Consider the following 26,269-nt stretch of genomic DNA (forward strand, 5'->3'; position numbering starts at 1 on the left):
CCGGCTTCGCCGGTGTTCGCGGGTAAACCCGCTCCCACAGTGATTGCGCCAACGTTGAGATCTCGTGGAAGACAGTTGCTTCCACAGGGGCTCTATGCAGTGCGATACCCCAAGCCGATCAGGGCTTCTCGAGGTTCCCCAGGATCTTCGCGTGCACGCGCATGCACACCTCAAGGTCAGCCTCATCGACGCCACTGAACAACTCCACCCGCAGTTGGTTGGCAATGGTTTCGATCTGCTCGATCAGCGGCCTGGCGGGCGGGCACAGCTGAATCTTCTTCGCCCGCCGGTCCTCCATCACCGCCTGCCGACGCACCAACCCCTGCCCTTCGAGGCTGTCCAGCAGCCGCGCCAGTGTAGGGCCTTCCACACCCACGCTCTGGGCCAGCTCACGCTGGGTGGGGGCCTCGGCAAAGCGGGCCAGGTGCAGCAGCACCAACCAGCGGGCCTGGGACAGGTTGAGCCCCGCCAGGCGGCGATCGAGCTCAGCGCGCCAACCTCGGGACATCTGGGCCAGCTGCATGCCGAAGCGGTGTTGGTTATCAGTCAGGGGCATAAGCAACTCGTTGAAAAGATCTAATTATTAGGCAGCTAACCATGATGCGCCCGGGGAGGCAAGCCGATGGGCGGGACGAATGCCCGGCAATCGTGCGAACACATGACACGGGTCAGCGGACGGGCCAAGTGCCAATGCCGTTACCGGCAATCACAACTCGAACTCCGCCGCCAATGCTGCACGCACGCAGTGCAGCACGCCCTCCGGTACTCGCGGGCCAAACAGAGGCGCAATGGCCGAAACCGGGGGCAGCTCGCCTTCGCCGTCCAGGAAGGCATCCTGAATTTCGGCCAGCAGGTCTTCAGGCAGGTCCAGTGCCTGCTCAAGGTTCAGCTCCTGACGCCCCAGTGCCTCGGCCAGCAGGCTGTAGACGTTCTTCTCGCTGCAGCTCAGCTGGCCGGCGATCTGGGCCGGGGTCATGCCAGCGCGGGCCAGGCTGACCAGCTCATGGCGCAGGTCCAGTACCACCTTCGGCGCCTCGTCAGTGCCGCCATTGCCATTGAGCACCTCGAGGAAGGCCTGCCCGTAACGTTCCAGCTTGCGCGCGCCCACACCGCTGACCTGGGCCATGTCGCTGAGGGTGGCAGGCTGGCTGCGCAGCATTTCCAGCAGGGTGGAATCGGGGAAGATAACGTAGGGCGGCACGCGGTGTTCTTCTGCCAGCTTACGCCGCAGGGTGCGCAGTGCTTCCCACAGTTCGCGCTCTTCGGCACGCACCAGTTGGCTGGCCGGGCTGCCGCCACCCGAGGACGCGGTGCGGGCAACGGTTTGCGGCTTGAGGTCGCGCCGCAGGTGCAAGGTGACCTCGCCGCGCAGCAACGGCCGGCAGCTGTCCGAAAGCCGCAGGCCGCCGTAGCCTTCAAGGTCGATGTCCACCAGCCCCCGCGCCACCAGCTGGCGGAACAGTGACCGCCACTCGGCCTCCGGCAGCGCCTTGCCCACCCCGAACACCGAGAGTTTCTCGTGCCCGAAGTTGCGCACTTTTTCGGTGTCCTTGCCGAGCAGTACATCGACCAGATGCCCAACGCCGTAGCGCTGGCCGGTTCGGAACACCGCCGACAGCGCCTGGCGCGCCGGCTCGGTGGCGTCCCAGGTTTGCACGTTGTCTACGCAGTTGTCACAGTGCCCGCAGGGTTGCTCGAGGGTTTCGTCGAAGTAGGCAAGCAGGGTCTGGCGCCGGCAGCGGGTTTCTTCGCACAGGGCCAGCATGGCGTCGAGCTTGTGCTGCTCGATGCGCTTGTGACGCTCGTCGCCCTCGGAGTTCTGCAGCATCTGCTTGAGCATGACCATGTCTTGCAGGCCGTAAGCCATCCAGGCATCTGACGGCAGGCCGTCACGCCCGGCGCGGCCGGTTTCCTGGTAGTACGCCTCCATCGACTTGGGCAGGTCGAGGTGCGCGACGAAGCGCACGTTGGGCTTGTCGATGCCCATGCCGAAGGCAATAGTCGCCACCATGATCAGCCCTTCCTCGTTGAGAAAGCGGTGCTGGTTGGCCGAGCGGGTCTCGGCGGCCAGGCCTGCGTGGTAGGGCAGCGCAGGGAAGCCTTGGTCACACAGGAATGCGGCGGTTTCATCGACCTTCTTGCGCGACAGGCAATAGACAATGCCGGCGTTGCCGCGGCGCTCGCCCAGAAATGCCATGAGCTGCTTGCGCGGTGCCTCCTTGGGCACGATGCGGTAGAAGATGTTGGGCCGGTCGAAACTCGACAGAAAACGTTCGGCGCCCTGCAGGTGAAGGCGCTGAACGATTTCCTCGCGGGTGCGCATGTCGGCGGTTGCCGTCAACGCGATGCGCGGTACATGGGGGAACAGTTCGGCCAACTGGCCGAGTTGCAGATACTCCGGGCGGAAGTCATGCCCCCATTGGGATACGCAGTGGGCCTCGTCGATGGCGAACAGGGAAATATCCAGCTCACGCAGGAAGTCGAGCATGCGCGGCTGCACCAGGCGCTCTGGCGCCAGGTAGAGCATTTTCACCTCGCCACGGCGCAAGCGGCCAGCCAGGTCACGCTGCTGCTCGGCGCTGAGCGTGGAGTTGAGCGCCGCAGCCGCCACCCCCAGTTCATCCAGCGTGGCCACCTGGTCGTCCATCAACGCGATCAGTGGCGAAACCACCACCGTAAGCCCCGGGCGCAACAACCCCGGCACCTGGAAGCACAACGATTTGCCGCCGCCGGTGGGCATCAGTACCAGGGCATCGCCACCATTGGCCACGCATTCGATGATCGCTGCCTGGCGCCCCCGGAAACTGTCGTAGCCGAAGATATCCTTGAGAACGCGCTGAGCCTGTTCGAGCATGTGCAACTCCACAAAACGCCGTACCATCCTGGACACAGGCTGGACGAAAAACCCGCTCCGCACACGCCGAATGCGTAAGCGGTTTTTTCCAGAGGTACGCCAAAGCCCGCCCCTGGATTGGAAACCGACAAGTATACCGCAGCACCACCCCGCACAGGCACCGCCGCGATGGACGTTCCTTTGCCCCGCCACCGCCGCAAGGTGCTAGAATTCGGTATCGTTTATTCCCAAGGTAGCCCTGTAATGTCCTTCGCCGAGCAACTGACCCGCCTGCAAGCCTTCCTCGACGCCGACGAGCTGCACGAGGAAGCGTTGGACTATGTCGCCGCCCACGGCTACCTGACCGCCTTGTCGATCAATGCCGAAGACGTGCCTGAGCGTGAGTGGATCGACGCCCTGTTCGCCGAGGAACCCCACTACGCCAGCGACGCCCAGCGCACCGAGATCGAAGCCACGCTGGTGGCGCTCAAGGCCCATATCGCCCGCCAGCTGGCCAGCGACGATGAGTTCGAGCTGCCCTGCGACCTCGACCTCACCGACGAGCCAGACGATTCCGACCTGCGCGGCTGGTGCATCGGCTTCATGGAAGGCGTGTTCCTGCGCGAGGAAGCGTGGTTCGAGAACGCCGAAGAGGAAGTGAGCGAAATGCTGCTGCCGATCATGGTCGGTTCGGGCCTGTTCGATGAGCAACCGGAGTTCGCCGACATCGCCGCCAATGCCAGCCTGCAGGACGACATGATCGTGCAGATCCCGGAAGCCCTGACGGCGCTGTTCCTGCTGCTGCACGCCCCGGAAGAAAAGCCTGCCCTGCTCAAGCCACGTCACCACTGAGCCCTCTGTGCGCTACCTGCTGCTGGCCATCGGCTGGCTCAGCGTAGCGCTGGGCGTGGTGGGCATCTTTCTACCGGTGCTGCCTACCACGCCCTTTCTGCTGCTTGCCGCTGCGTGCTTCGCCCGCAGCTCCCCCCGCTTTCACCACTGGCTGGTGCATCACCCCAAACTGGGGCCATGGATTCACGGCTACTTGAGTGGTGAAGGTATCCCGCTGAAGGCCAAGGTGTACGCCATCGCCTTGATGTGGGCCAGTATCGGTCTCTCCTGCTACCTGGTGCCCCTACCGTGGGCGCGTGCCTTCATGCTTGCCAGCGCCCTGTTTGTGAGCCTTTACATCCTCAAACAGAAGACGTTGCCACCCAGGGCGTGACAATATTCTGTCGCCAAATATCAATATCGCCTAGTTCCGCGTCCTCTTAGCGGCTTTCGTTCTGGAACCGCCCGCAACCCTTATTTCACAAGGACCTGAACGGGAAACCGGGGACAATCCGGTCAATAAATTGCATTGTCGTTAGACAAAATAGGTCGCATATGGCAGTTTGATATGAATAAATCTTCTTATATATCGCGCTGAATGTACTTAGCTGTGGGATTAAAAACCTGCAACACTATACGACATCACGATATAGTCATTTTTTTGGCGAAAAGCAGGATCAACCCAGGATCAGGGAGAGGTACCCATGCGCGTTTTGAACCCCATCACCAGTGCATTACTGTTGGCTCTGGTAAGTGCCAACGTACAGGCGATGTCGATCACCGAAGCTGTACAGAGCGCCGTGGACTACCATCCCCAGGTCAGCTCCAACCGCAACAGCAAGCTGTCTGCAGACGAAGACGTGAAGTTTGCCCGCGGTGGCTACTACCCGTCCGTAGACCTGGTTGCCGGCTATGGCCGCCAGCGTTCCGATAATGCCAACACCCGCGCCCAGGGCAGGCATAACAAGGAAACCCTGAACTACACGCAGTCCGAGCTGCGCCTGCGGCAGATGATCTTCGACGGGTTCAACACTTCCAACGAGGTAGGCCGCACCGAAGCAGTCTCCACTTCGCGCGCCTATTACACCCAGGCCGTGGCCCAGGACGTTGCCCTGCGTGCCATCGAGGTCTACCTGGAAGTGCTCAAGCGCCGCGAACTGGTAACCCTGGCCAAGAACAACCTGCAAGCCCACTTGCGGGTCAACGACCAGATCGGCCTGCGCAACGAGCGCGGCGTAGGCAGCACAGCTGACCTTGACCAGTCCCGCGCCCGTCGTGCACTGGCCGAGAACAACCTGGACACCGCCGAAGTCGACTTGGCCGATGCCGAAGCCAACTTCTTCAGTGTGGTAGGCCGGGTGCCGGACGAGTTGGAAGACCCGCAGTCGATCAATGTGCAGATGCCGGCCAACCTGGAAGAAGCCCGCGAAGGCATGCGCCAGAACAACCCGTACATCAAGTCGGCCCAGGCTGACGTGAACGCTGCCGAGAAGCAGTACGAAGTCGGCAAGTCGACCTTCTACCCGCGCTTCGACGCCATTCTGGCAACCGGTGCCAACAACAACACTGGCGGCGAAAAAGGCCACAGCAACAACGACTGGCAAGCCGGCGTTGAAATGAACTACAACCTGTTCCGCGGCGGCAGCGACAGCGCACGCCTGCGCTCCGACTCGCACAAGATCAACCAGGCCCTGGACATTCGCAACAATGCCCTGCGCGAGTTGACCGAGAACCTGAGCCTGGCCTGGAACGCCATGACCAACGCCAGCAAGCAGCTGCCAACCGCACGTGAATACGCCGACACCACCAAGCGTGTGCGTGCCGCGTACCAGGACCAGTTCGGCCTGGGCCAGCGTACCCTGCTGGACGTGCTGGACAGTGAGAACGAACTGTACAACGCTGACCGCCGCTACACCGAGGTGCGCTACACCGAGGAATACTCGCGGTACCGCGTGCTGGCGACCATGGGCGAGTTGCTCAGCAAGCAGCGCATCTCGCTGCCGCCAGAAGCCTACGCCACTACCGAAGTGCGCACCGACGCCCGCCTGCCAGACATGCGCTGACCGCAGCCCGCAGCATGGCGCCCGGTGGGGGCGCCATGCGTTCAACCGGCGCCGTGGTTGCGCTGGTAAGTGGCGTCACCCATCGCCTTGATCTGCCCGTCTATCAACGCGTCGAAGGGTGCCAGCAACCCGTCGAAGCTGTTGGGGCATTCGAGCTCATTCAATGCCCGCACCACCGCTTCGAGGGTGGACAAGGCGCCTTCCTTGGGTGCCTTGCGCAGCCTGTAGCGGGATACCCCACCCGCCTTCAGGGTTACCTTCGGCAGCGCCGCCAGCAAAGGGTTGAGGTACAGCAACTTGCGGGCCTTGCGCCAGGTACCGTCCGGCACCACCAACAGTAACGGCCTGTCGTCCTGTTGGCCGCCCGCCGTGAGCGGCTGAGCATCATCCCCCGGAAACAGCAACACCGGCCGATAGCCGGGGGCAGCCAATAGTGTGCCCAAGTCTTCGAACACCTCGCCAACCAGCATCTGGGCATTCTGCAAGCCGAGCGCCACAAGCCGTGCGGTGTTCAAGGCATGGGAGGCTTCGCTGGTGTGCTGCAACAGCAGCACACGGGTGCGGCTGCCCAATGTGGGAATCAACGGGCAGAGGCAGTGCTCGCTGGGGCGCTGGCACCGCTCGCAACGGGGTCTGGGCATGGGGCTCTCCTGGGCGGCGCAGTGTGCCACAGAACCTACGCCGCGGGCGCGATCAGCGGTTGAAGCGCTCGGCCAGGCTGTGCAGGTAATCGGCCATGCGCTCCAGGTCCTGGCTGATCTGCGCGCCCTGCCGGGCCTGGCCGGCGCTTTGATCACTGAGCTGGGCGATGCGGGTGATCTGCTGGTTGATGTCCTCGGCAACGTGGCTCTGCTGCTCCGACGCCGTGGCCATCTGCTGGCTCATGCCCGTGATGCGGCTGACGGCCTGGGCGATGCCGCTGAGCGCAGCCTGCACGGCTTCGACACTGTGCACACTGTCCCGCGAAATCTGCTCACCCCGGCTGGCTGAGTTCACGGCCCGTTCAGTACCTGCGCGCAACGAATCGATGATCTGGTGAATTTCCTCGGTCGAGGTACGAGTGCGCTGGGCCAGCGAACGCACCTCATCGGCCACCACGGCGAAGCCGCGGCCCTGCTCACCGGCACGGGCGGCCTCGATGGCCGCATTGAGTGCCAACAGGTTGGTCTGGTCGGCGATCGCGGTAATCACGTCCACCACACTGCCAATTGACTGGGTCTGCTCGGCCAGGGCGTTGACCGCCTGGCCGATGTCGTTGACCGCATCGCGCATGCTGCCCATGGCCTGCAGGCTTTTAAGGGCCAGCGCGCTACCCTGCTGCGCCAGCTGGTCGGCATCACCTGCCGCATGTGCAGTGCTTTGCACGTTGTGTGTGACCTCTTGGATGGTCGCGGCCATCTCGGCGATGGCCGTGGCGGACTGGTCGGTTTCGCTGCGCTGGCGTTCCAGCATGCGCGCCTGGTCATCGGACAGCGCCGACGACTGTGCCGCACGGGCCTTGACGCCTACACCGGCATCCTCCAGCCGGGTCAGGGCGGTTTGCAGGCGAGCCTCTTCGCTGAGAATGGCCAGGTCCAGCTGGCCATGCAGGCCGGGGTTACTGCTGTAGGTCAGCGCCACCAGCGGGCTGGTGAACGCCTTGGGGTGTTCAGCCAGCGTGCGGCGAATCGCCTGCCGCTGCTGGCGCTGCACCAGGCACCACGCCATCACCAGGCTGGCGCCCAGCACCCCGAGTGCAGCCTGAGGCGGTAGCCACAGGTAACCCAGCCCCGAAGCCAACCCGGCACCGATCAACGGCAGGCCCTGGAGCAGACCGTGGGCGATGCTGGCCGCCAACGGCACAGGGGCACGGCCGGCACGCAGGCGCGCGTACAGCTGTTCTGCGCGGTGAATCTGCTCGCGAGTGGGTACCGAGCGTACGGACTCATAGCCGCTGATGTGACCGTGCTCGTACACGGGCGTCACGTAGGCGCTCACCCAATAGTAATCGCCATTCTTGGCGCGGTTTTTCACCACGCCCATCCAGGGTTTGCCCTGCTTGATGGTGTCCCACATATGGCCGAACACCGCAGGCGGCATATCGGGGTGGCGCACAAGGTTATGGGGTTGGCCGACCAGTTCATCGTAGGTAAAACCGCTGATGGCCACGAAGGCATCGTTGCAATAGGTGATGCGGCTGTTCAGGTCGGTGGTGGAGATCAGGCGTTGATCGCTGGAGAAAGTTCTTTCGTGCTCGGTAATGGGCAAATTCATGCGCATCTTCGGCGATCCTTGCAGGATGAATAAGAGGAAATCATCAGCGCACCTTGATGTGTAGCAGAGCGCTTTCATAGTGGGAGGCGGTAGCTGTAGGAAATATCGGCCGCCCGACGAAGTGCATGAACGCGATGTGTATCAGCCCACGTTCAGTTGGCTTTTCAGCAGATCGCGGAAGGTTTGAATCAGCGGCTCGCGGCTGCGCCCACGGCGAGTGATCATGGAGAACGGCGCCTGGTAGCCGAAGGTGGACGGCGAGAGCACCCGCAGGTCGCCCTTGTCTGCCCAGGCCTGGGCATAGTGCTCGGGCAGGTAGCCGATATAGGCACCCGACAGAATCAGGATCAGTTGCGCCTCCATGCTCTCCACCGTGGCGGCGCTGTGCTTGAACCCATGTCGCGCCAGCTCGGCCTGGCTCCAGTAGCCACGCCCTACCATGCGCTGCTGGGTCACCACTTGTTCGGGGATGCGCCGTTCGGCGTACAACGGGTGGCGGCTACTGCAGTACAGCCAGTGCTGCTCTCGGTACAACGGCTGGTACACCAGCCCGCTCATGCGCGAAGAAAACGCCCCGATGGCCAAGTCCAGGCGGTTGTCCTGCACGCCCAACTGCAACTCGTAAGGGCTGGACACAGACAGGTGCAGGTGCACGGCCGGGTGTTCCTGGCTGTAGGCGCCGATGGCTTCGGCAAGGGGCAAGGCGCGGTCGCCGACCGTGGAGTCGATCACGCCAAGGTTGAGGGTGCCGCGCAGTTCGCCTTTGAGCGCTGCCGCGTATTGCTCGAAGCCGTCCAGCTCAGCCAGCAAGCGCAAGGTTTCCTGGTGGAACAGCTCCCCCTTGCTGGTCAGGCTGAAGCCGCCGCGGCCACGGTGGCACAGCACCAGCCCGAGGGCGCCTTCCAGCTGGCTCATGTAGGTGCTGATGGCGGAGGTGGACAGGTTCAGTTCGCGCTGTGCGTTGGCGAAGCCCTGGTGGCGCACCACGCTGACGAAGATGCGCAGCAGTTTCAGGTCGGGCAGTGTCGAGGCCATGGATAAACGATTCCGCACAGGGTTGGCGCGAAGTCTAACCGCTAGGCGGCCTTTAGTTTAGAAATTCCTGAACTAAGTTTTTGCCGGTAGCGATTCTTCCACTGCCCCCCGTTGCGCAGACTTGGCCGAAATGTCCCTGGCCGCCGCCCGCTGCACACCGGCAAGACCACGCGGCACAGGTTCGAACAAACACAACAATCGACCGACTGATGAGGCCCACCGTGGACAAGATCCTCCACCAACCACTGGGCGGCAACGAAATGCCGCGTTTCGGCGGCATCGCCACCATGCTGCGCCTGCCCCACCTGCAAACCGCTGAAGGCCTGGATGCTGCGTTCATTGGCGTGCCGCTGGATATCGGCACCTCGCTGCGCTCCGGCACGCGCTTTGGGCCACGGCAGATCCGCGCTGAATCGGTGATGATCCGCCCCTACAACATGGCCACCGGCGCCGCCCCGTTCGATTCACTGTCGGTGGCTGATATCGGCGACGTGGCCATCAACACCTTCAACCTGCTGGACGCCGTGCGCATCATCGAAGAAGCGTACGACGAGGTGCTGGAACACAACATCATCCCCCTCACCCTGGGCGGCGACCACACCATCACCCTGCCTATCCTGCGTGCCCTGCACAAGAAGCATGGCAAGATCGGCCTGGTGCACATCGACGCCCATGCCGACGTCAACGACCATATGTTCGGTGAGAAAATCGCCCATGGCACCACCTTCCGCCGCGCCGTGGAAGAGGGCCTGCTCGATTGCGACCGTGTGGTGCAGATTGGCTTGCGTGCCCAGGGCTACACCGCCGATGACTTCAACTGGAGCCGTCGCCAGGGCTTTCGCGTGGTGCAGGCCGAGGAGTGCTGGCACAAGTCGCTGGCGCCGCTGATGGCCGAGGTGCGGGAGAAAGTCGGGGGCGGGCCGGTATACCTGTCGTTCGACATCGATGGCATCGACCCGGCCTGGGCGCCTGGCACCGGCACACCGGAAATTGGCGGTTTGACCACCATTCAGGCGATGGAGATCATTCGCGGCTGCCACGGCCTCGACCTGATCGGCTGCGACCTGGTCGAGGTCTCACCGCCCTACGACACCTCCGGCAATACCTCGCTGCTGGGCGCCAATCTGCTGTTCGAGATGCTGTGCGTGTTGCCCGGCGTAGTGCGCCGCTAGGCAACTGACCCAACGTTCGTGGTTGCTGTACAGAGGTACCCCCGGCAGGAGCCATGAGGGAGGGCCATAGAGGCCCGCCAACACCTACAAAGGCTGCCGGGCGAACACCGCCCGAGCCGCCGATCTCGCCATAATAAAGATAATCGGGAGACCCCCAATGGCCTTGGACATCATTGTTGTAATGATCTATACCGCCGCCATGCTAGGGCTTGGCTGGTACGGCATGCGCCGCGCAAAAACCCATGAAGACTACCTGGTGGCCGGGCGCAACCTGGGGCCGGTGTTGTATATGGGCACCATGGCCACCACCGTGCTGGGTGGCGCATCCACGGTCGGCACCGTGCGCCTGGGTTACGTACACGGCATTTCGGGCTTCTGGCTGTGCGCAGCGCTGGGCCTGGGCATCATCGCCATCAACCTGTTCCTGGCCAAGCCGCTGCTGCGCCTGCGCATCTTCACCGTGACCCAGGTGCTGGAGCGCCGTTACAACCCCACCGCCCGCCAGGCCAGTGCCGTGATCATGCTGGCCTACGCGCTGATGATCGCCGTGACCTCCACGCTGGCCATGGCCACTGTGCTACAGGTACTGCTCGACCTGCCGTTCTGGGCCTCGCTGCTACTGGGGGGCGGTGTGGTGGTGCTGTACTCGACCATTGGCGGCATGTGGTCGCTGACCCTCACCGACATCGTGCAGTTCGTGATCAAGACCGTGGGGCTGATGTTCATCCTGCTGCCGGTGTGCCTGTACAAGGCAGGCGGCTGGGACACGTTGATGGCCAAGCTGCCGGCGGCCAGCTTCCAGCTGACCACCATCGGCTGGGACACCATCATCACCTACTTCCTCATCTACTTCTTCGGCATCCTGATCGGCCAGGATATCTGGCAGCGGGTGTTCACTGCCCGTGACGAGAAGGTTTGCCAGCGTGCCGGCACCACCGCCGGGGTGTACTGCGTGCTGTATGGACTGGCCTGCGCGGTGATCGGCATGGCGGCCCATGTGCTGATGCCCGACCTGGCCAACCCGAACAACGCCTTTGCCGAGATGATCAAGACCACCCTGCCCGACGGCATTCGTGGCTTGCTGATGGCGGCGGCCCTGGCGGCGATGATGTCCACGGCCAGCGCGGGCCTGTTGGCAGCATCCACGACCCTGACCGAAGACCTGCTGCCGCGGCTGCGGGGTGGCAAGCAATCCAGCCTGGGCATCAGCCGCCTGTTCACGCTGATCACCGGGCTGGTGGTGCTGGGCATCGCACTGGTGGTCAACGATGTGATCAGCGCACTCACCCTGGCCTACAACCTGCTGGTGGGCGGTATGCTGGTGCCATTGATCGGGGCCATTTTCTGGAAACGCGCCAGCACCGCGGGGGCCATCGCCAGCATGACGCTGGGCTTCGCGACCGCGCTGCTGTTCATGTTCAAGGATGGCCTTGAGGCGAACACGCCGATCTACTACAGCCTGGCCATTGGCCTGGTGAGCTTTGTGGTAGTCAGCCTGGTGTCGCGCCGCCCGGTGGCAGCGGTGAAGCTGGCCTGACCCGCTGGCGGTGCAAACAAAAAGGCCGCTGCACCCACCCCGGTGCAACGGCCTTTGGCGTTTTCAGCGGCGCCGTGGCTGGCGCTTGCGCTGTTCTTCATCAGTCGGGATGGGCACCGGCTGCAACGGTGGAGGGATCAGGCCCAAGGCAACGGCCAGGTCGTGGAGCCAGTTGTACAGTGCTTTATTCATAATGCCCCCTTGACGGGTCAGCCTCACGGCGAATCAGTCCTGCGATGCGTCATACAGATCATAGCCCTATGAACTACAGTGCGCATGCTCATGTACTTACAGATAAGGGTGATTGTGCCCCTAATCAAGCGCTTGCTGGGGATTCCGACGGTTGGTTAATCGTTTCGCTTTGTTGCTGCAGCACCGAAGCGTGCGTTAACAACCTGCCAGGCTTCACCCCACCCACCGGCGCAGTTGCTGCTTTACCCAGGGTTCAGCGCTGACCAGCACTACGCCCAACAGCACCAGCAAGGCGCCCGCCACAAAATTCACACTCAGCGGCTCACCCAGCAACACCACCCCGAAGGTGACCCCGAACAGCGGCGTGATGAAAGAAAACACCGCCAGGTTCGACGCCAGGTATTTGCGCAGCAGCCAGAACCAGGTCAGGTAACTGATGAACGACACCACAATGCCCTGGAACAGCACGCTGCCAACGGCCAACGGCGTCAGCACAACATCACCGATCTGACCACTGAACAGCGCGATCAGCAGCAAACCGGCAAAGCCCACGCCCAGCTGATAGAACAGCGTCAGCGTGGCCGGCGCCTCAGATAGCCTGGAGCCCCGCACCACCACGGTCGTCGCGCCCCAGGCAAGCCCTGCCAACACGCCGAACGCATCGCCCAGCAGCATGCGCCCATCCATTTCAGCGAACGACAGGCCACCGGCAAAGGCCAGGGCGATACCGCCGAAGGCCAGCAGAATGCCCAGCCACTGCAGTAACCTCAGGCGCTCGCTGGGCAGCATGAAATGCAGCCCCAGGGCCGTAAACACAGGCGCCGTATAGAGAAACACCGACATATGCGCCGCCGATGTCAGTTTCAGCCCATCGGCAATGAACAGAAACTCCAGCCCGAACAGCCCACCGGCCAACAGGCCAGCGCGCCAGGTACTGCCCACCTGCCCCCAGCCGCCTCGCCAGCACACCATAAGGCCTACCAGTACGGCGGCTATGCCGTTGCGCAGCGCCGCTTGCATCACCGGGGCAATGTCCACGGCAGCCGTCTTGATCAGTACCTGCTGGCAACCCCAGATCAGGCACAGCAACAGCATCACCTGAAAGGCGAATGCATCGGGGTTCTTGCGGACCGCGCTCATGTGCGGGCCCCGGCTGAGGATGTAGGCATGGGTGTCAACTCACCAGAGCAAAAGGGCCGACGATTATCGAATCACCCACGCCCGCATGACCAGCCTTTTAAATGGCACCCCCAGCGATCTGCGCCTTCGATGACACCTGTTCGAACGTGGTTTCGTCCAGCGCATCCGCCTGATCATCCAGCACCTGCCGAGGGTGCTCGAAGCCGGGGATGCTGCTGTCGATCAGGCTCATCAGCCGCGAGCCACGCTCGGTCAGCACGAAGTTCTCGCCATTGCCGCCTTCTTCCTCGGGGCGGGTTTCGATGAAACCACGCTGCAGCAGCAGCTTTTCGTATTCGCAGGCACGGGTTTTGAGGTGGTCCAGATCACCCACCGGTTCGCCCTTGGCGGCCAGTGCTGCAGCATGTTGCTCGGCATAGGGGCGTGGGGTGAAGCTCTGACCGTCGCCGTTCTGCACTTCGTGCAACAGCCGCTCGATCAGGTCCCAGTCGTAGGTATTGCTCATGGTGAAGCCTCCTGCTGTGGACGTGAGGTACACAGGGTGGGACTCGCCAGGCGCCGGGTGGGTTCAGCGGAATGTCACAGTGGGGGGCGGTTAGGCCTACATAAACGGGAGTAGGATTAGGGTGATGGTTTTTTAGCCCGTTACACTTGTCTATTCCAGTGAACCATTGCAGCCCGCCGCCTCTCCACCCCTCAACACCATCACCGGAGGTAGAAAGGATGAAACCGCTGCTGAACATCGCCTGTGCCGCTACGCTGTGCTGCGCCCTGCCCGCTTGGGCCTGCACGCCGGACGAGGCCACACAGAAACGCGAAGAACTGGCCGGGCTGGTCACTCAGCTGACTGAGCAGAACCCGCAAAAGGCCAAGGAGATCAACGAAGAGTTGCAAGGGATGGAATTGGGCACGGCGAGCAAGGACCTGCCCGACAAGTGCCAACTGATCGACAAGCGAATAATGGAATTGAAAGCGGCCGAGAAGAAAGCGGGCTAATACAGGTGGCGCATCGCGCCCGGGCACGGGTGACGTGGCCGGGTCACCCGTGAAACCCTAGGCGTGATTACTCGGCGGCGGGCTTGCGCTTTTTCAGCGGTGCCAGGCCGTCCGAACTGCTCAAAGGTGCATTGGCCTTGGGCTTGGCCGTAGGCTTGCGCTTGGCAGCAGCCTTTTTGTCACCGGTCTTTTTCTCGGTCTTTTTCTTCTTGCTGCCGACCGCCTTGCCCGATGCCTTGACCTTTTTCGGGCCGCTGTAAGTGCCCTTCACTTCCTTGATCACCCGGCGTTCGAACTGCTGCTTGAGGTAGCGTTCGATGCTGGACATCAGGTTCCAGTCGTTGTGGGTAATCAACGAAATGGCCAGCCCTTCGCCACCGGCCCGGCCGGTGCGGCCCACGCGGTGCACGTACTCGTCACCGCTGCGGGGCATGTCGAAGTTGATGACCAGGTCCAGGCCATCGATGTCCAGGCCGCGGGCGGCCACGTCAGTGGCGACCAGTACCTTGGAGCTGCCTTCCTTGAAACGCTGGATGGCCAGCTTGCGGTCTTTCTGGTCTTTTTCGCCGTGCAGCACGAATGCCTTCACGTCCTTGGCCACCAGGTGACCGTAGATGCGATCAGCCATGGCACGGGTGTTGGTGAAGATGATTGCCTTGTCGAACGTTTCGTTGGCCAGCAGCCACTGCGCGATCTGCTCTTTATGCTGATCGTGATCGGCGGTAATGACCTGCTGGCGCGTGCCTTCGGCCAGTTGCGAAACGCTGTTCAGCATCAGGTGTTCCGGGTTTTTCAACACCTTGCCGATGATGTCGCGCAGCGCCGCACCGCCGGTGGTGGCGGAGAACAGCAGGGTTTGCTCACGGTTTTCGCATTCCTTGCACAGGCGCTCCATGTCCTCGGCAAAGCCCATGTCCAGCATGCGGTCGGCTTCGTCGAGAATCAGCACTTGCACATGGGACAGGTCGAGGTTGCCCGCATTGAGCTGCTCCAGCAGGCGACCCGGGGTGCCGATCAGCACGTCCGGCACCTTGCGCAGCATCGCGGCCTGTTCCTTGAAGTCCTCACCACCGGTCACCAGGCCCGACTTGATGTAGGTGAACTGGGAGAACAGCTGCACCTGCTTGAGGGTTTGCTGGGCCAGTTCGCGGGTAGGCAGCAGGATCAGTGCCCGGATCTCCACCCGGCGCTCACGCAGGTCGACCAGGCGGTTGAGCAGCGGCAGCACGAATGCCGCCGTCTTGCCGCTGCCGGTCTGCGCCGTGACGCGCAGGTCACGCCCTTGCAACGCCAGGGGGATGGCCGCAGCCTGCACCGGGGTTGGCTCGACGAATTTAAGCTCGGCCACGGCTTTAAGCAGGCGTTCGTGCAGGGCGAATTGGGAGAACACGGAGGTAACCTCAGGCAAATGCGGGAAATTCAGCTGCATAGGGTACCGTTTTCTGCCGCTTTAGCCGAATTTCTTTTGGCAACTTCGCCAGCTTCCGCGCTCTAATGGGGCTTCGTTTGGCAACAAGACTGCAAGCAAGCCCATGGATATCCAACGATTCTGGCGTGACTCCCTCGACCTGTGGGGCACCCTCGACCAACACCCCATGCTGCACGCGGCCATCGGCCTGGCGGTGCTGCTGGCGATTTCACTGATTGTCGGGCGCCTGGCGCGGTTTCTGGTACTGCACGGCGCGCGCCTGCTGGCCCGCCAGCCGGCCCTGAAGTGGCTGGATGACCTGCGCCACAACAAAGTGTTCCACCGCCTGGCGCAGACCACGCCCTCGCTGGTGATTCAGTTCGGCCTGAAACTGGTCCCCGAGCTGTCTGACACCGCGCAGCACTTCCTCGGCAACTTCGCCCTGGCCTTCACCCTGCTGTTCATGACCATGGCCCTGTCGTGCCTGCTGGATGCCCTGCTCGACATCTATGCCCGCACCGAACACGCCCGTACCCGCTCCATCAAGGGCTACGTGCAGTTGGCCAAGATGATGCTGTGGATCTTCGCCGCCATCGTCATCGTCGCCACCCTGATCGACCGCTCGCCGCTGTTGCTGCTGTCCGGCCTGGGCGCGATGTCTGCGGTGCTGCTGTTGGTGTACAAGGACACCCTGCTGTCGTTCGTTGCCAGTGTGCAGTTGACCAGCAACGACATGTTGCATGTGGGTGACTGGATCGAGATGCCGCAAGTCGGTGCGGACGGTGACGTGGTGGACATCACCTTGCACACGGTGAAAGTGCAGAACTTCGACAAGACCATCGTCTCCATCCCCACCTGGCGGCTGATGAGCGAGTCGTTCCGCAACTACCGCGGCATGCAGCAGTCCGGCGGCCGACGCATCAAACGCAGCCTGTTCATCGACGCTGCCGGCGTACGCTTCCTCACCCCTGAAGAAGAACAGCGCCTGGGCCAGGTGCAATTGCTGGGCGAGTACCTCACCGGCAAGCGTGAAGAGCTGCAAACCTGGAACGCAGCACTGGGCGAAGTGGCCGAGCTTGCCGCCAACCGCCGCAAGCTGACCAACATCGGCACCTTCCGCGCCTTCGCCCTGGCCTACCTGCGCAACCACCCCAACGTGCACCCGAACATGACCTGCATGGTGCGCCAGATGCAGACCACCGCCGAAGGTGTACCGCTGGAAATCTACTGCTTCACCACCACCACGGTGTGGGCCGAGTACGAGCGCATTCAGGGGGATATTTTCGACTACTTGCTGGCCGTGCTGCCGGAGTTTGGGTTGAGCCTGTATCAGCAGCCGAGTGGCAATGACATGCGCGTGGGGCTGGCTGGGCGGGCAGTGCAGGCTCCGGAACATGCGCCGCGCAGGCTGGAGCAGATGACTGAAGCGTGACGCGCTGGTCTGGCTTCTTCACTAAAAACAGGCTTGCAGCTAATTCCAGCCAGGCCTGGGCATGTAGTGGTCTACTAACCCCGGACACCTTTTTAGGCGAGAATGCTCGCCATACATAGGTGTTCGATGAGCAGACAACGACGTACCTTCACCCCGACTTTCAAGCGTGAGGCTGCCAGCCTGGTGCTTGACCAAGGCTACAGTTGTCCCGAGGCCGCCAGATCTCTCGATGTAGGTGAGAGCTTATTGCGCCGCTGGGTTACCCAGTTGCAGCTGGAGCGCGGGGCGTTACGCCCACTACCAAGGCGCTCACGCTGGAGCAGCAGACCATTCAGGAGCTTCAGGCCCGTATCAACCGGCTGGAGCTTGAGAAGAAAATATTAAAGGAGGCCACTGCGCTCTTGATGGCCGAGGAACACGGGCGCAGACGTTGAAGTCGATTCGGTAGTTGGCAAAGCACTACCCCGGTCTTGTTATTACGCCCACTTGGCCCGGCGGCGTCATATCGATGTCCGCCGAGTGAACCTACGCAGTCGTGTCAAGGAGCTGTTCAACCAAAGTCGTGGCTCAGCGGGCAGTCGCAGTCTGGTTGCCATGCTACGGGATGAAGGCGTTAACGTCGGGCGTTTCAGAGTGAGAAGATTGATGAAGGAACAAGGACTGATCAGCAAACAGCCCGGTTCCCATGCGTACAAGAAGGCCACGGTCGAGCGCCCCGACATTCCCAATGTGCTTGATCGCAAGTTCACCGTGGCTGCGCCAAACAAGGTCTGGTGTGGCGACATCACGTATATCTGGGCAGAGGGTCGCTGGAGCTATCTGGCTGTGGTCTTGGACTTGTACAGCCGCAGAGTGGTGGGTTGGGCGATCTCCACCAAGCCTGATGCGCAACTGGTCGTCAAAGCGCTCGACAGGGCTTGCGAGATGCGTGGCAGACCACAAGGCGTGCTGTTTCACAGCGACCAAGGCAGCCAATATGGCAGCCGTGGTTTCCGCCAGCGGCTCTGGCGATATCGGATGATTCAGAGCATGAGCCGAAGGGAAAACTGTTACGACAACTCGCCCATGGAGCGGCTGTTTCGTAGCCTGAAAACGGAGTGGGTGCCGACAGTGGGTTACATGACGACAGCGTTGGCCGAGCAGGACATCGGCCGCTATCTCATGCAGCGGTACAACTGGATAAGGCCGCATCAGCACAACGGCTTCGTACCGCCGGCGGTTGCGAAAGAAAAACTCAATTCTGTGTCCGGGAATTGTTGACCACTACATACAGACTCTCATCGTCTTGAGTGTGTGCAATTTCTCAATCACCTCCCCCCTGCATGAATAAGCCACCTTTTTCTCGCAGAAGCTCAACCAATGCGGCAGCAGCAGAAGGCAGATAGCCTTCCGCTCTCACAGACACCGCAACAGTCCGCTTCATGGTTGTTTCGATCAGTGGAACCTCCCTGAGTCGAGACATTCCTTGGCCAAACTCAAGAGTCTCACGAGCAAGAAAACTCAGGAGTTGGGTACGAGCAATCAAGCGGGGCAAAAGTGAAATTGAATTGGTTTCGATTTGAACACTTGGCGGTGGAAGCTGCCGTGATATGAAGGCGTTGTCTATCCAGCGCCTAGCCGTAACGGTTGGCCCCGGCAGCACCCACTGATGACGACACAGCTCCTGCTGATCAAACGGCGTCGAGAAAATTGGATGGTCAGCGCTGGCGACGACCACCGCTTCATCCTGGAGCACTGGGTAGATCTTGAGTTCCGGATCGTTAGTGACAAGGGGGCAGATGATTGCATCCAGACGTCCAGCCCTGAGGGACTCCCTCAAGACATCATCCTGGCCAATGGATAGCTTGAGGGTCAGCTTCGGAGCCCTATTTAACAGCTCTTCCGCCAACTGTGGCAGCAAATACTCGGCCATGCTCGCCGCACATCCCAGTCGGATGTTGCCTACCAGGCCATTGGCATAATCCCGGACTTCTCGTTCGGTTTCCGCAATGTTGATTCGCAGCTGCTTGCCCCTGGCAAGCAATAGCTCACCTACATCGGTCAGCTTGATCCTTCTGCCGTCTCGCTGAAAAAGCCGGGCACCGAGAGACTCCTCCAAGCGTTGAATGCTTTTACTCAACGCCGGCTGTGATCGGTTGAGCTTCTCAGCAGCTCGTCCAAGATGCCCCGTTTCGGCGATGGTTTCGAAATACGCCAGGTCACGAAAGTCCATGATTCATGAATTTCAGTTATAGGTTTATCGAAAGTAGAAAATAGACTTGATCAGTTCAGGCGTCGATAATTTTTGCTGCCACCTGCGGAATGTCCCTACGTGGAGCTACTGCCTGGAGATACAGCTCGTTGCAATCCTCAAAATCCGCCAAAGCCCTGCGCTCCCTTACCCTCAAGTGGATCGCACTAGCAGGCATCGCCGGAGCGGTGGGGCAGGGTCTTCACGCGTTAGCAGTGCCAGCCGGATTGTTTTTAGGGCCGATGCTCGTCGCCATCACGTTCGGAGTGTGCGGGGCTCAGATGCGCTTGCATCGGCACATTTTCCGCTTCGGCCAAGGCTGCGTTGGTCTATTGGTAGCTCATTCCGTGACCTGGTCAGTTCTGATCTCGTTGGCTCACTCATGGCACATCATGCTTCTCGCTACATTGATCACAGTAGTCTTAAGCGCAGTGGTTGGGCTCGGAACCGTTCGGTACGGTGGCATTCCTGGCAGCACTGCGGCATGGGGAACAGCTCCTGGCGCAGCTTCTGCAATGGTTTCCATGGCCGAAGAATACGGTGCCGATTCACGAGTCGTGGCGACCATGCAGTACGTCAGGGTCGTCTGTGTCGTAATGATTGGCTCGCTGGTGAGTCATTTACTCGGGGCAGCAGGTATTTCTGTGGAAATAGCACCATCAAATGGCCCGGTTCATGGCACTGATTTCTTCAACGTCTTCCTAAGCCTGGCAGTAATTCTGTTCGGAGTTTCAGCAGGTACGAAGATGCCTGCTGGAGCCCTGTTGATGCCGCTCCTGATCGGAGGCGCCTTGCAACTGACGGGAGTGCTAGATATCACGATGCCGGCCTGGCTGCTTGCAATCGCCTACGGCGCCATTGGCTGCTATATCGGGCTGCGGTTCGACCGCGTGACGGTACGATACGTCTTCAAACACTTGCCAGCGATGATTCTGGGCGCAGTGATACTGATCATGCTCTGCGCGTGCTGCGCCTGGCTTTTAGCCTACGCGACAGGCACCGACTTTCTTTCCATGTACTTGGCGACCAGCCCAGGAGGGCTGGATGCCATGGCCATTATCGCGGTGGAGACACATGCCGATGTAGGTATGGTGTTAGCGATGCAGACGCTTCGGCTATTCGGTGTGATTCTGACCGGGGCTTTCTTCGCCAGGCAGATAATCCGCCTGACGCAGAACTGACCCTACCCAACTCATTTGCTCTCGTTTAGCTCCAGTGCCACGAGCAACTCTCGATTACTGCCCCCAAGCAAACTGGTCGCTTGGGCTGCACGTTTAAGCAGTAGCAATCGAGCCGATTGGAGCTGATCTTTGTTGAATCGCTCCGATGGGCCAGACAGCGTCAGAGCGCCTTTGAATTCGTTTCCCACACCAAATACAGGAGCCGAGATTGACGAAGTATCCGGGTCGCGCTCACCGAACGATGTCGCCCAAAACTGCTCTCGAACATCAGCTAGAGCACGATCTGCTGGCGGGCCAAAAGCCCTGAGGATCTTCCCCGAAGCCCCGGCATGCAAAGGAAATCGATCACCCTCATGAATGCTGAAGCGCACTGCACGTTTGGGTTCAACACGGAACAGCACTACCCGGATATCGTTCTCGATCACGTAGAAGGAAGAGGTCTCTCCGCTCTCCTCAGTGAGAGCCTCAAGCACCGGGTAGATCGTGTCTCGCAGCCGGAAAGAGGATTGGTAAATCTGGGCTAACCGCAATGGCTCATGGCCCACAGCATACTGCCCATCTGCCAGGCGCCTGATAAATCCAGCCCTCTCAAGAGAACTCATCAGCCGAAGGATCGTGCTTTTGTACAACCCCGTGCGACGAGCGATTTCAGCCAATGGCAGGGTGCTTCGATCAGGTTCGAAAGCTCCGAGAATAGCAAAGGCTCGATCAACTGCCGCCACCCCCCCGTCAGCATTGTTCTTGGAAGCCTCGGCTACCACAGGTTCATTTTTTTGCGACATCAGACTTCTTCTCGGCACAATCGTGAAAAAGCGGCCCCTGAAAGGGGCCGTTCAGATGGCTGATACCTTACCTGTGAGTACGGTGAGCAGCTAGTCCATTGTCCAGAACGCCGTTCTACTTGACCAGCGTCAAGCATCACGCATGAACAGTCGCAGGGACAATGCCATCACAGCGGCAAAGAACAGGATGCAACCCATAACCATCAGGCCCGCCGTGAAGGACTGGGTGTAGTCCTTCAGGAAGCCCATCAGATAAGGCCCTACAAACCCGCCGAATGCACCAATGGAGTTGATGAGAGCAATACCGCCAGCAGCAGCTTGGCCACTCAGGAACTTCGCCGGCAACGTGTAGAAGATCGTTTTCGCCGAGATCGTACCTACCAGGGCCAGGGTAATGCCTGCCAGCGCCGGAATCAGGGCGTTCATGTTCACTGCGAAAATCAATGCCAAACCGGCCAAGACAAGCGCAACGATCAGGTTAAGTATGCCTCGTCCAGTACGGTCTACATATTTGGCCCAGAACAGCAGACCAATGGTGGAGAAGAAATAAGGTACTGCAGCGACCCATCCAATTAGGCTGATTTCAACGCCCTGCGCTTTCAGCATCTGAGGCAGCCAGATACCGATACCGTAAGTGCCAATAGTGAAGCTGAAGGTGATGGAGCTGAGAATCCAGACTCGTGGATCTTTGAGCGCTGCAGCGAAGCCGTGGCTTTTTTGGGTGCTCGACTTTTCCTTGTCCAACATGCCGGTAAGAGCGTCTTTCTCTTCTTGGGTGAGCCACTTGGCCTCGCTAGGACGATTGGCAAGCACCTTCAGGGTAATGAGTCCCAGGACGCAAGCTGGCAAGCCTTCAATGATGAACATCCACTGCCAACCTGCGAGCCCCCAAGCACCATGCATTTGCAACAGGTAGATAGAAAGCGGGCCACCAACAAGGAATGAGATCGGCGTTGCAACCGTGAACCAAGCCAGCACCCGAGTACGGTATTGGACAGGGAACCACAGCGTGAGGAAGAAAATTACGCCTGGGAAGAAGCCAGCCTCGGCAACCCCCAGAAGGAAGCGAACAACATAGAAACTATAGGGGCCGATTACCAATGCTGTGGCTGCTGCTGCTAGCCCCCACGTGATCATGATACGGGCCATCCAGAGCCGAGCGCCGTAGCGATACATGGCCAAGTTGCTCGGAACTTCGCAAAGACAGTAGCCTACGAACATGATCCCCGCGCCCAGGCCAAACTGAGCGGCAGTAAGCCCCAACTGATCAGTCATCTGCAGGGCTGCGTAACCGACACTGGTGCGATCCAAGTAGTTGAAGAAGTAGGCCAGCGCAAGCAACGGAATTAGCCGCCAGGCCGCTTTCTTCATCGCACGCTGCTGCAGTGGGGTTGTGGCATCAGGTTGCGGCATAGACAAGTGGGTATCCGGGGTCGTGACATTAGCCATGACTGTATCCTCGGTTTTGTTGTTATGAATACCGTGGCTGGATGGACCATCGGTGAGCGCAGGCCCTCCGGTACGTCCCGTACCTGTAGCGCTGCTGATTTCGCCCGAAAGTCATTTCGAACTGGATGTAGGGACATCTTCGAAAGCGAGCCTCTCAGAGAGACTCGCCACACTTGTAATCAGGCAGATCTGACCGTGCCACTGGCCTCAAGCTGGGCAATCTCGTCATTGCCATACCCGAGTTCAGCTAGGAGCTCTTTCGAGTGACTGCCAAGATCAGGGACGTTTAGCCGGGTGCCGAAACGCTGGCCATCCATTTCAAATGGCAGCTTCGGAACCTTGACCTGCTCACCACTAGGAAGCGTCAACTCGGCCATGCCACCAGACTTATTAAGGTGCTCGTCCTCAAACATATCTTCAGGGCGTTGGATAGGCGAGAACGGCAGCCCGGCTTTCTCACAGAGATCCATCACAGTCTGCTTATCCATCCCAGACAAACGCTCCCGCACCATAGGGATGATTCGGTCGCGAGCCTGAACACGTTGATTGTTCCGACTCAACTCGGCGTCATCACCAAGCTCGGGGAAGTCAAATGCCTCGCAAAACGATACCCACTGTGAGTCGCTGACGACTCCCATAAAGACCTGCTCACCTTCCTGAGCAGTCTCGAACACGTCGTAGATGGCCCACGCCGAAATTCGGCTAGGCATCGGCGCCGCCGCTTTGCCAGTGACGACCTTTTGCATCATGTGCTGAGCGACCAAGAAGGCTGAGTTCTCAAAGAGACCGGTCTGCACAAATTGGCCCCGCCCAGTCTCTTTGCGTTGCAACAGAGCAGCGAGAATAGATACGGTGCTGAACATCCCACCCATCACGTCGTTGACAGAAGCTCCAGCGCGCAGCGGACGTCCGACAGGCCCCGTCATGTAGGCCAACCCCGTCATCATCTGCACCACCTCATCCAGCGCTGTGCGCTTCTCATAGGGGCCTGGCAGGAAACCCTTCATCGAGCTGTAGATGATGTCGGGTTTAATGGCTTTCACCTGGTCATAGCCCAAGCCCAACTTTTCCATCGCGCCTGGGCGGAAGTTCTCGGTGACGACATCTGCGGTTGCGAGCAGCTTCTTCACTGCCGCCATACCCTCTTTGGATTTGATGTCAACCGCAAAGCTCTTTTTGTTGCGGTTGTAGGTCATCCAGTAACCAGCACCGGAGCCCATCAGTCGGCGAGTGTTATCCCCTTCTGGCACCGGCTCCACCTTGATGACTTCAGCGCCAAGATCAGCGAGAAGAAGACCAGAGGTCGGGCCCATCACCATATGGACAAACTCGACGACTCGGATACCAGCCAGTGGCAGAGACTTTTCTTCGTGCTGGCTCATACGGCCTCCTTCGCATAGGTGAAATTCTTACCAACGCCGGCATCAGGGATGAAGCCATATACAGGCTCTCCAGGAAGCCCACGGAGAAGCACTTCACGAGCGGCAACCAAACGATCAATGTCGACGCCGGTCTTCAGCCCCATGGACTCCAGGAGATACACCAGGTCTTCTGTAACGATGTTGCCCGATGCACCTGGGGCGTATGGGCAGCCGCCCAGACCACCTTGAGAACCATCGAACGTCTTCACACCCGCTTCTAGCGCAGCGACTACGTTGGCCAGGCCTTGGCCACGGGTGTTATGGAAGTGAGCACTTCCAGCGAGAGCGCCGAGTTCCTGGGACAGTCGAGTGAAGAGTCGACGTACCTGGGTTGGATTGGCGTAACCAACGGTGTCGGACAGACCGACCTCATCGACCCCCAGCTCCGCCATTTTCAGGGCAATGGCAATTGTTTCGTCATCAGTCACGACACCTTGGAGCGTGCAACCGAACGCCGTCGACAAGCCCGCCTCGATCTGCACATGCGGGAATCGCTCATTGCGCAGAGCTACGACTGCTTGAACTTCATCGAAGACCTGAGCATGTGTCTTACGGATGTTCGAGATGGAGTGCTGCTCGCTCACGGAGATGGGCAGAGTGATCTTATGGATGCCAGCGTTGAAAGCTGCTTCCGCGCCCTTCAAGTTCGGCACTAGCGCAGTGACGAAAAGATTCGGCAGGGTCAGGGCATGGGCAACGACTTGTGCAGTATCGGCCATCTGCGGAAGCAGCTTCGGGGATACAAACGAGCCTACTTCGATTTCTTTCAAGCCAGCGTTTGCCAGAGCCGAAATCCACTCCAGTTTCAGCTCAGTGGGCATGGTGGCCTTGACGCTCTGCAAGCCATCCCTAGGCCCGACCTCGCTGACGAGGATGTCGATTTCTGTCGGTTCTTTCACGGAGGTTCTCCTGTTGCTGGGGAGAGCCTGCCCGAACATTCATGCATTGCAGCTGCAGGGTGAAGCGCTGTTTTTTATGATTGTTCTGTCAGGCAGAATTACGTTCTGTTTTAGTATCTACCCACAATTTCATACCTGTCAACGGCACAGTCGATGAACGGATCACGCTCCCGAGCGGTACGAGTACGGTGAAGGAGTTAGCGACTGATGAGACTTGACAGAGCGGAAAATAGCTTGGAAAGTGTTCTACCAAGAGCAATGACGTTCTATCTAGCAGAACAAAAAGCTCGAAACAACAAGATATCCCAGGCAACGTACACTGATGCAGCTGGCACAGACCTCTGCCGTTTGAGCCTCAGCGTCGCATGCCTGTTTTCACATGGAGATTTGCCATGAGCCTGTACGCCCCTCCCGAGGAACGCCCAACAGAAGTATTCAGCAGACTGCCGAAAGAGTTTTGGCGTGATGGTGATTCCGACTGGGTCAGAGCTAACAAGCCAGGCCAGCAAGTCGCGAGCTTCTTGGAAGGGCCCTCCTTCGACCAGGCAGGCAATCTCTATGTCACTGATATCCCTTATGGCCGAATCTTCCGGATTTCCCCACAAGGTGACTGGGAGCTGGTTGTTGAATACGACGGCTGGCCTAACGGCTTGAAAATCCATCGTGACGGACGGATCTTCATTGCCGACTACAAGAACGGGATCCTCGTTCTCGATCCGATCAGCAAACGCATCGAGCCATTCCTGACGCATCGCCGGAGTGAAAGCTTCAAGGGTGTAAATGATCTGTTCTTTGACGGGCAAGGGCACCTCTTCTTCACCGATCAAGGTCAGACGGGCATGCACGATCCAACGGGTCGAGTTTTCCGCTACGACCTGGAGCAACAACGCCTGGATTGTCTGCTGGATAACGGCCCTAGCCCTAATGGCCTGGTGATGGATCTTCAAGAGAAAGCGTTATTGGTTGCGATGACTCGCGGGAACGCAGTCTGGCGTCTTCCGCTACAACCCGACGGCACTACTACCAAGGTGGGTATCTTCACGGCCATGGCAGGGGGCGTGAGTGGCGCTGACGGTATGGCGCTCGATGAGTCAGGCAATCTGTATGTCTGCGATGCGGGCAATGGTTGCGTGTGGGCATTCGACTCGCACGCCATGCCCCTCTATCGATTCAAGTCATGTACCGAGGGTCGCACTCTCACCAACCTCGCCTTTGGTGGGGAAGGTAATCGCAGCCTGTTCATCACTGACTCATCAACAGGGCACATCTTGAGGGCTGATCCTGGCCACTCAGGAAAGCGGATGTTCTCGCACGCTTCATCTTAAGGATTAGTGCTGTAGCCCTGTGCAAATGGCGCACGGACTTTGCTCGCCCCCCAAAAGAGCCCGGCGAGCCTTTCGACTCATACAAAACAG

24 protein-coding genes and 2 pseudogenes are annotated in these 26,269 nt (G+C 60.1%); 11 read left to right on the forward strand and 15 right to left on the reverse strand.

The genetic code is table 11. The annotated features are described in order from the left end of the window. Positions 1-118: 118 nt before the first annotated feature. Both IAE38_RS20530 and recQ read right to left on the reverse strand, forming a co-directional pair. The gene (locus IAE38_RS20530; RefSeq protein WP_028635473.1) at positions 119-556 is read right to left on the reverse strand and encodes a MarR family transcriptional regulator; all 438 of its coding nucleotides are present in this window, start codon (positions 554-556) and stop codon (positions 119-121) included. A gap of 150 nt (positions 557-706) precedes the next feature. Then, the gene (gene recQ, locus IAE38_RS20535; protein WP_201219026.1) at positions 707-2,854 is read right to left on the reverse strand and encodes a DNA helicase RecQ; all 2,148 of its coding nucleotides are present in this window, start codon (positions 2,852-2,854) and stop codon (positions 707-709) included. Positions 2,855-3,097: 243 nt separating this feature from the next. Here recQ and IAE38_RS20540 point away from each other — a divergent pair, with 243 nt between their 5' ends. The 3 genes from IAE38_RS20540 (at position 3,098) to IAE38_RS20550 (ending at position 5,727) form a co-directional block, all read left to right on the forward strand. After that, positions 3,098-3,685 carry a YecA/YgfB family protein gene (locus IAE38_RS20540; RefSeq protein ID WP_201164949.1) on the forward strand — a complete coding sequence of 196 codons (588 nt, stop codon included), beginning with the start codon at positions 3,098-3,100 and terminating at the stop codon, positions 3,683-3,685. 7 nt (positions 3,686-3,692) lie between these two features. Then, positions 3,693-4,058: a YbaN family protein gene (locus tag IAE38_RS20545; RefSeq protein ID WP_201219027.1), complete on the forward strand. Its 366-nt coding sequence runs from the start codon at positions 3,693-3,695 to the stop codon at positions 4,056-4,058. A 310-nt stretch (positions 4,059-4,368) separates the two neighbouring features. Then, entirely contained in the window at positions 4,369-5,727 is a 1,359-nt protein-coding gene (locus IAE38_RS20550) for a TolC family outer membrane protein (protein WP_028635469.1), read from the forward strand. Between the two features lie 41 nt (positions 5,728-5,768). Here the strand turns inward: IAE38_RS20550 and IAE38_RS20555 are convergent, their stop codons facing one another. From IAE38_RS20555 to IAE38_RS20565, 4 genes and pseudogenes are all read right to left on the reverse strand, one after another. Further along, a complete protein-coding gene (locus tag IAE38_RS20555) occupies positions 5,769-6,368 on the reverse strand; it encodes a tRNA-uridine aminocarboxypropyltransferase (RefSeq protein ID WP_201219029.1) in 600 nt (199 codons plus the stop codon). 52 nt (positions 6,369-6,420) lie between these two features. Further along, positions 6,421-7,455, reverse strand: coding sequence for a methyl-accepting chemotaxis protein (locus IAE38_RS20560; protein ID WP_442968315.1), 1,035 nt, complete (start codon positions 7,453-7,455; stop codon positions 6,421-6,423). A gap of 252 nt (positions 7,456-7,707) precedes the next feature. Next, positions 7,708-8,058 (reverse strand): annotated as a pseudogene (locus IAE38_RS24420) (PAS domain-containing protein); the annotation flags it as partial. A 63-nt stretch (positions 8,059-8,121) separates the two neighbouring features. Beyond that, positions 8,122-9,015 (reverse strand): LysR family transcriptional regulator, encoded by an 894-nt coding sequence (locus IAE38_RS20565; protein WP_028635466.1) that lies wholly within the window; start codon positions 9,013-9,015, stop codon positions 8,122-8,124. Positions 9,016-9,236: 221 nt separating this feature from the next. On the opposite strand from IAE38_RS20565, the gene speB reads away from it, so the two are divergent. Together speB and IAE38_RS20575 are read left to right on the forward strand one after the other, a co-directional pair. Beyond that, on the forward strand, positions 9,237-10,187 hold the full coding sequence (speB, locus tag IAE38_RS20570; RefSeq protein ID WP_028635465.1) for an agmatinase: 951 nt from the start codon (positions 9,237-9,239) through the stop codon (positions 10,185-10,187). Between the two features lie 157 nt (positions 10,188-10,344). Continuing rightward, complete coding sequence (locus IAE38_RS20575) at positions 10,345-11,724, forward strand: sodium:solute symporter (protein WP_201219033.1); 1,380 nt, start codon at positions 10,345-10,347, stop codon at positions 11,722-11,724. 63 nt (positions 11,725-11,787) lie between these two features. Here IAE38_RS20575 and IAE38_RS24110 read toward each other — a convergent pair whose 3' ends face one another. From IAE38_RS24110 to IAE38_RS20585, 3 genes are all read right to left on the reverse strand, one after another. Then, positions 11,788-11,916 carry a PA1414 family protein gene (locus IAE38_RS24110; protein WP_256217484.1) on the reverse strand — a complete coding sequence of 43 codons (129 nt, stop codon included), beginning with the start codon at positions 11,914-11,916 and terminating at the stop codon, positions 11,788-11,790. A 213-nt stretch (positions 11,917-12,129) separates the two neighbouring features. Beyond that, positions 12,130-13,056, reverse strand: a complete 927-nt coding sequence (locus IAE38_RS20580) for a DMT family transporter (RefSeq protein ID WP_201219035.1) — start codon at positions 13,054-13,056, stop codon at positions 12,130-12,132. A gap of 97 nt (positions 13,057-13,153) precedes the next feature. Further along, a complete protein-coding gene (locus IAE38_RS20585; RefSeq protein ID WP_201219037.1) occupies positions 13,154-13,561 on the reverse strand; it encodes a transcriptional regulator in 408 nt (135 codons plus the stop codon). 218 nt (positions 13,562-13,779) lie between these two features. Between IAE38_RS20585 and IAE38_RS20590 the strand changes: the two genes are divergently transcribed. Then, on the forward strand, positions 13,780-14,052 hold the full coding sequence (locus tag IAE38_RS20590) for a hypothetical protein (RefSeq protein ID WP_060481374.1): 273 nt from the start codon (positions 13,780-13,782) through the stop codon (positions 14,050-14,052). A gap of 67 nt (positions 14,053-14,119) precedes the next feature. On the opposite strand, the gene IAE38_RS20595 is transcribed toward IAE38_RS20590, so the two are convergent. After that, on the reverse strand, positions 14,120-15,481 hold the full coding sequence (locus tag IAE38_RS20595; RefSeq protein ID WP_201219038.1) for a DEAD/DEAH box helicase: 1,362 nt from the start codon (positions 15,479-15,481) through the stop codon (positions 14,120-14,122). A gap of 103 nt (positions 15,482-15,584) precedes the next feature. On the opposite strand from IAE38_RS20595, the gene IAE38_RS20600 reads away from it, so the two are divergent. The 3 genes and pseudogenes from IAE38_RS20600 to IAE38_RS20605 form a co-directional block, all read left to right on the forward strand. After that, a complete protein-coding gene (locus IAE38_RS20600) occupies positions 15,585-16,892 on the forward strand; it encodes a mechanosensitive ion channel family protein (protein WP_201219040.1) in 1,308 nt (435 codons plus the stop codon). Positions 16,893-17,018: 126 nt separating this feature from the next. Beyond that, on the forward strand, positions 17,019-17,276 hold the full coding sequence (locus IAE38_RS24425) for a transposase (RefSeq protein WP_442967395.1): 258 nt from the start codon (positions 17,019-17,021) through the stop codon (positions 17,274-17,276). A gap of 87 nt (positions 17,277-17,363) precedes the next feature. Continuing rightward, positions 17,364-18,152, forward strand: a pseudogene (locus tag IAE38_RS20605) (IS3 family transposase); the annotation flags it as partial. 43 nt (positions 18,153-18,195) lie between these two features. Here the strand turns inward: IAE38_RS20605 and IAE38_RS20610 are convergent. Continuing rightward, positions 18,196-19,104 (reverse strand): LysR family transcriptional regulator, encoded by a 909-nt coding sequence (locus tag IAE38_RS20610; protein ID WP_201164958.1) that lies wholly within the window; start codon positions 19,102-19,104, stop codon positions 18,196-18,198. Between the two features lie 89 nt (positions 19,105-19,193). Here IAE38_RS20610 and IAE38_RS20615 point away from each other — a divergent pair, with 89 nt between their 5' ends. Next, positions 19,194-20,303 (forward strand): AbrB family transcriptional regulator, encoded by a 1,110-nt coding sequence (locus IAE38_RS20615; protein ID WP_201164959.1) that lies wholly within the window; start codon positions 19,194-19,196, stop codon positions 20,301-20,303. Positions 20,304-20,314: 11 nt separating this feature from the next. On the opposite strand, the gene IAE38_RS20620 is transcribed toward IAE38_RS20615, so the two are convergent. The 4 genes from IAE38_RS20620 to IAE38_RS20635 form a co-directional block, all read right to left on the reverse strand. After that, positions 20,315-21,085 (reverse strand): IclR family transcriptional regulator, encoded by a 771-nt coding sequence (locus tag IAE38_RS20620; protein WP_201164960.1) that lies wholly within the window; start codon positions 21,083-21,085, stop codon positions 20,315-20,317. A gap of 129 nt (positions 21,086-21,214) precedes the next feature. Continuing rightward, entirely contained in the window at positions 21,215-22,534 is a 1,320-nt protein-coding gene (locus IAE38_RS20625; protein WP_236404246.1) for an MFS transporter, read from the reverse strand. Positions 22,535-22,713: 179 nt separating this feature from the next. Continuing rightward, positions 22,714-23,916, reverse strand: coding sequence for a CaiB/BaiF CoA transferase family protein (locus IAE38_RS20630; RefSeq protein ID WP_201164961.1), 1,203 nt, complete (start codon positions 23,914-23,916; stop codon positions 22,714-22,716). Further along, entirely contained in the window at positions 23,913-24,854 is a 942-nt protein-coding gene (locus tag IAE38_RS20635; protein WP_328822902.1) for a hydroxymethylglutaryl-CoA lyase, read from the reverse strand. Before IAE38_RS20635 ends, IAE38_RS20630 begins: the two co-directional genes overlap by 4 nt. 392 nt (positions 24,855-25,246) lie before the next feature. Here IAE38_RS20635 and IAE38_RS20640 point away from each other — a divergent pair, with 392 nt between their 5' ends. Continuing rightward, a complete protein-coding gene (locus tag IAE38_RS20640; protein WP_201164963.1) occupies positions 25,247-26,179 on the forward strand; it encodes an SMP-30/gluconolactonase/LRE family protein in 933 nt (310 codons plus the stop codon). The last annotated feature ends 90 nt before the right edge of the window (positions 26,180-26,269 follow it).

Origin of the sequence: Pseudomonas sp. S32 (assembly GCF_016648095.1) — a bacterium.
GTDB lineage: Bacteria > Pseudomonadota > Gammaproteobacteria > Pseudomonadales > Pseudomonadaceae > Aquipseudomonas > Aquipseudomonas parafulva.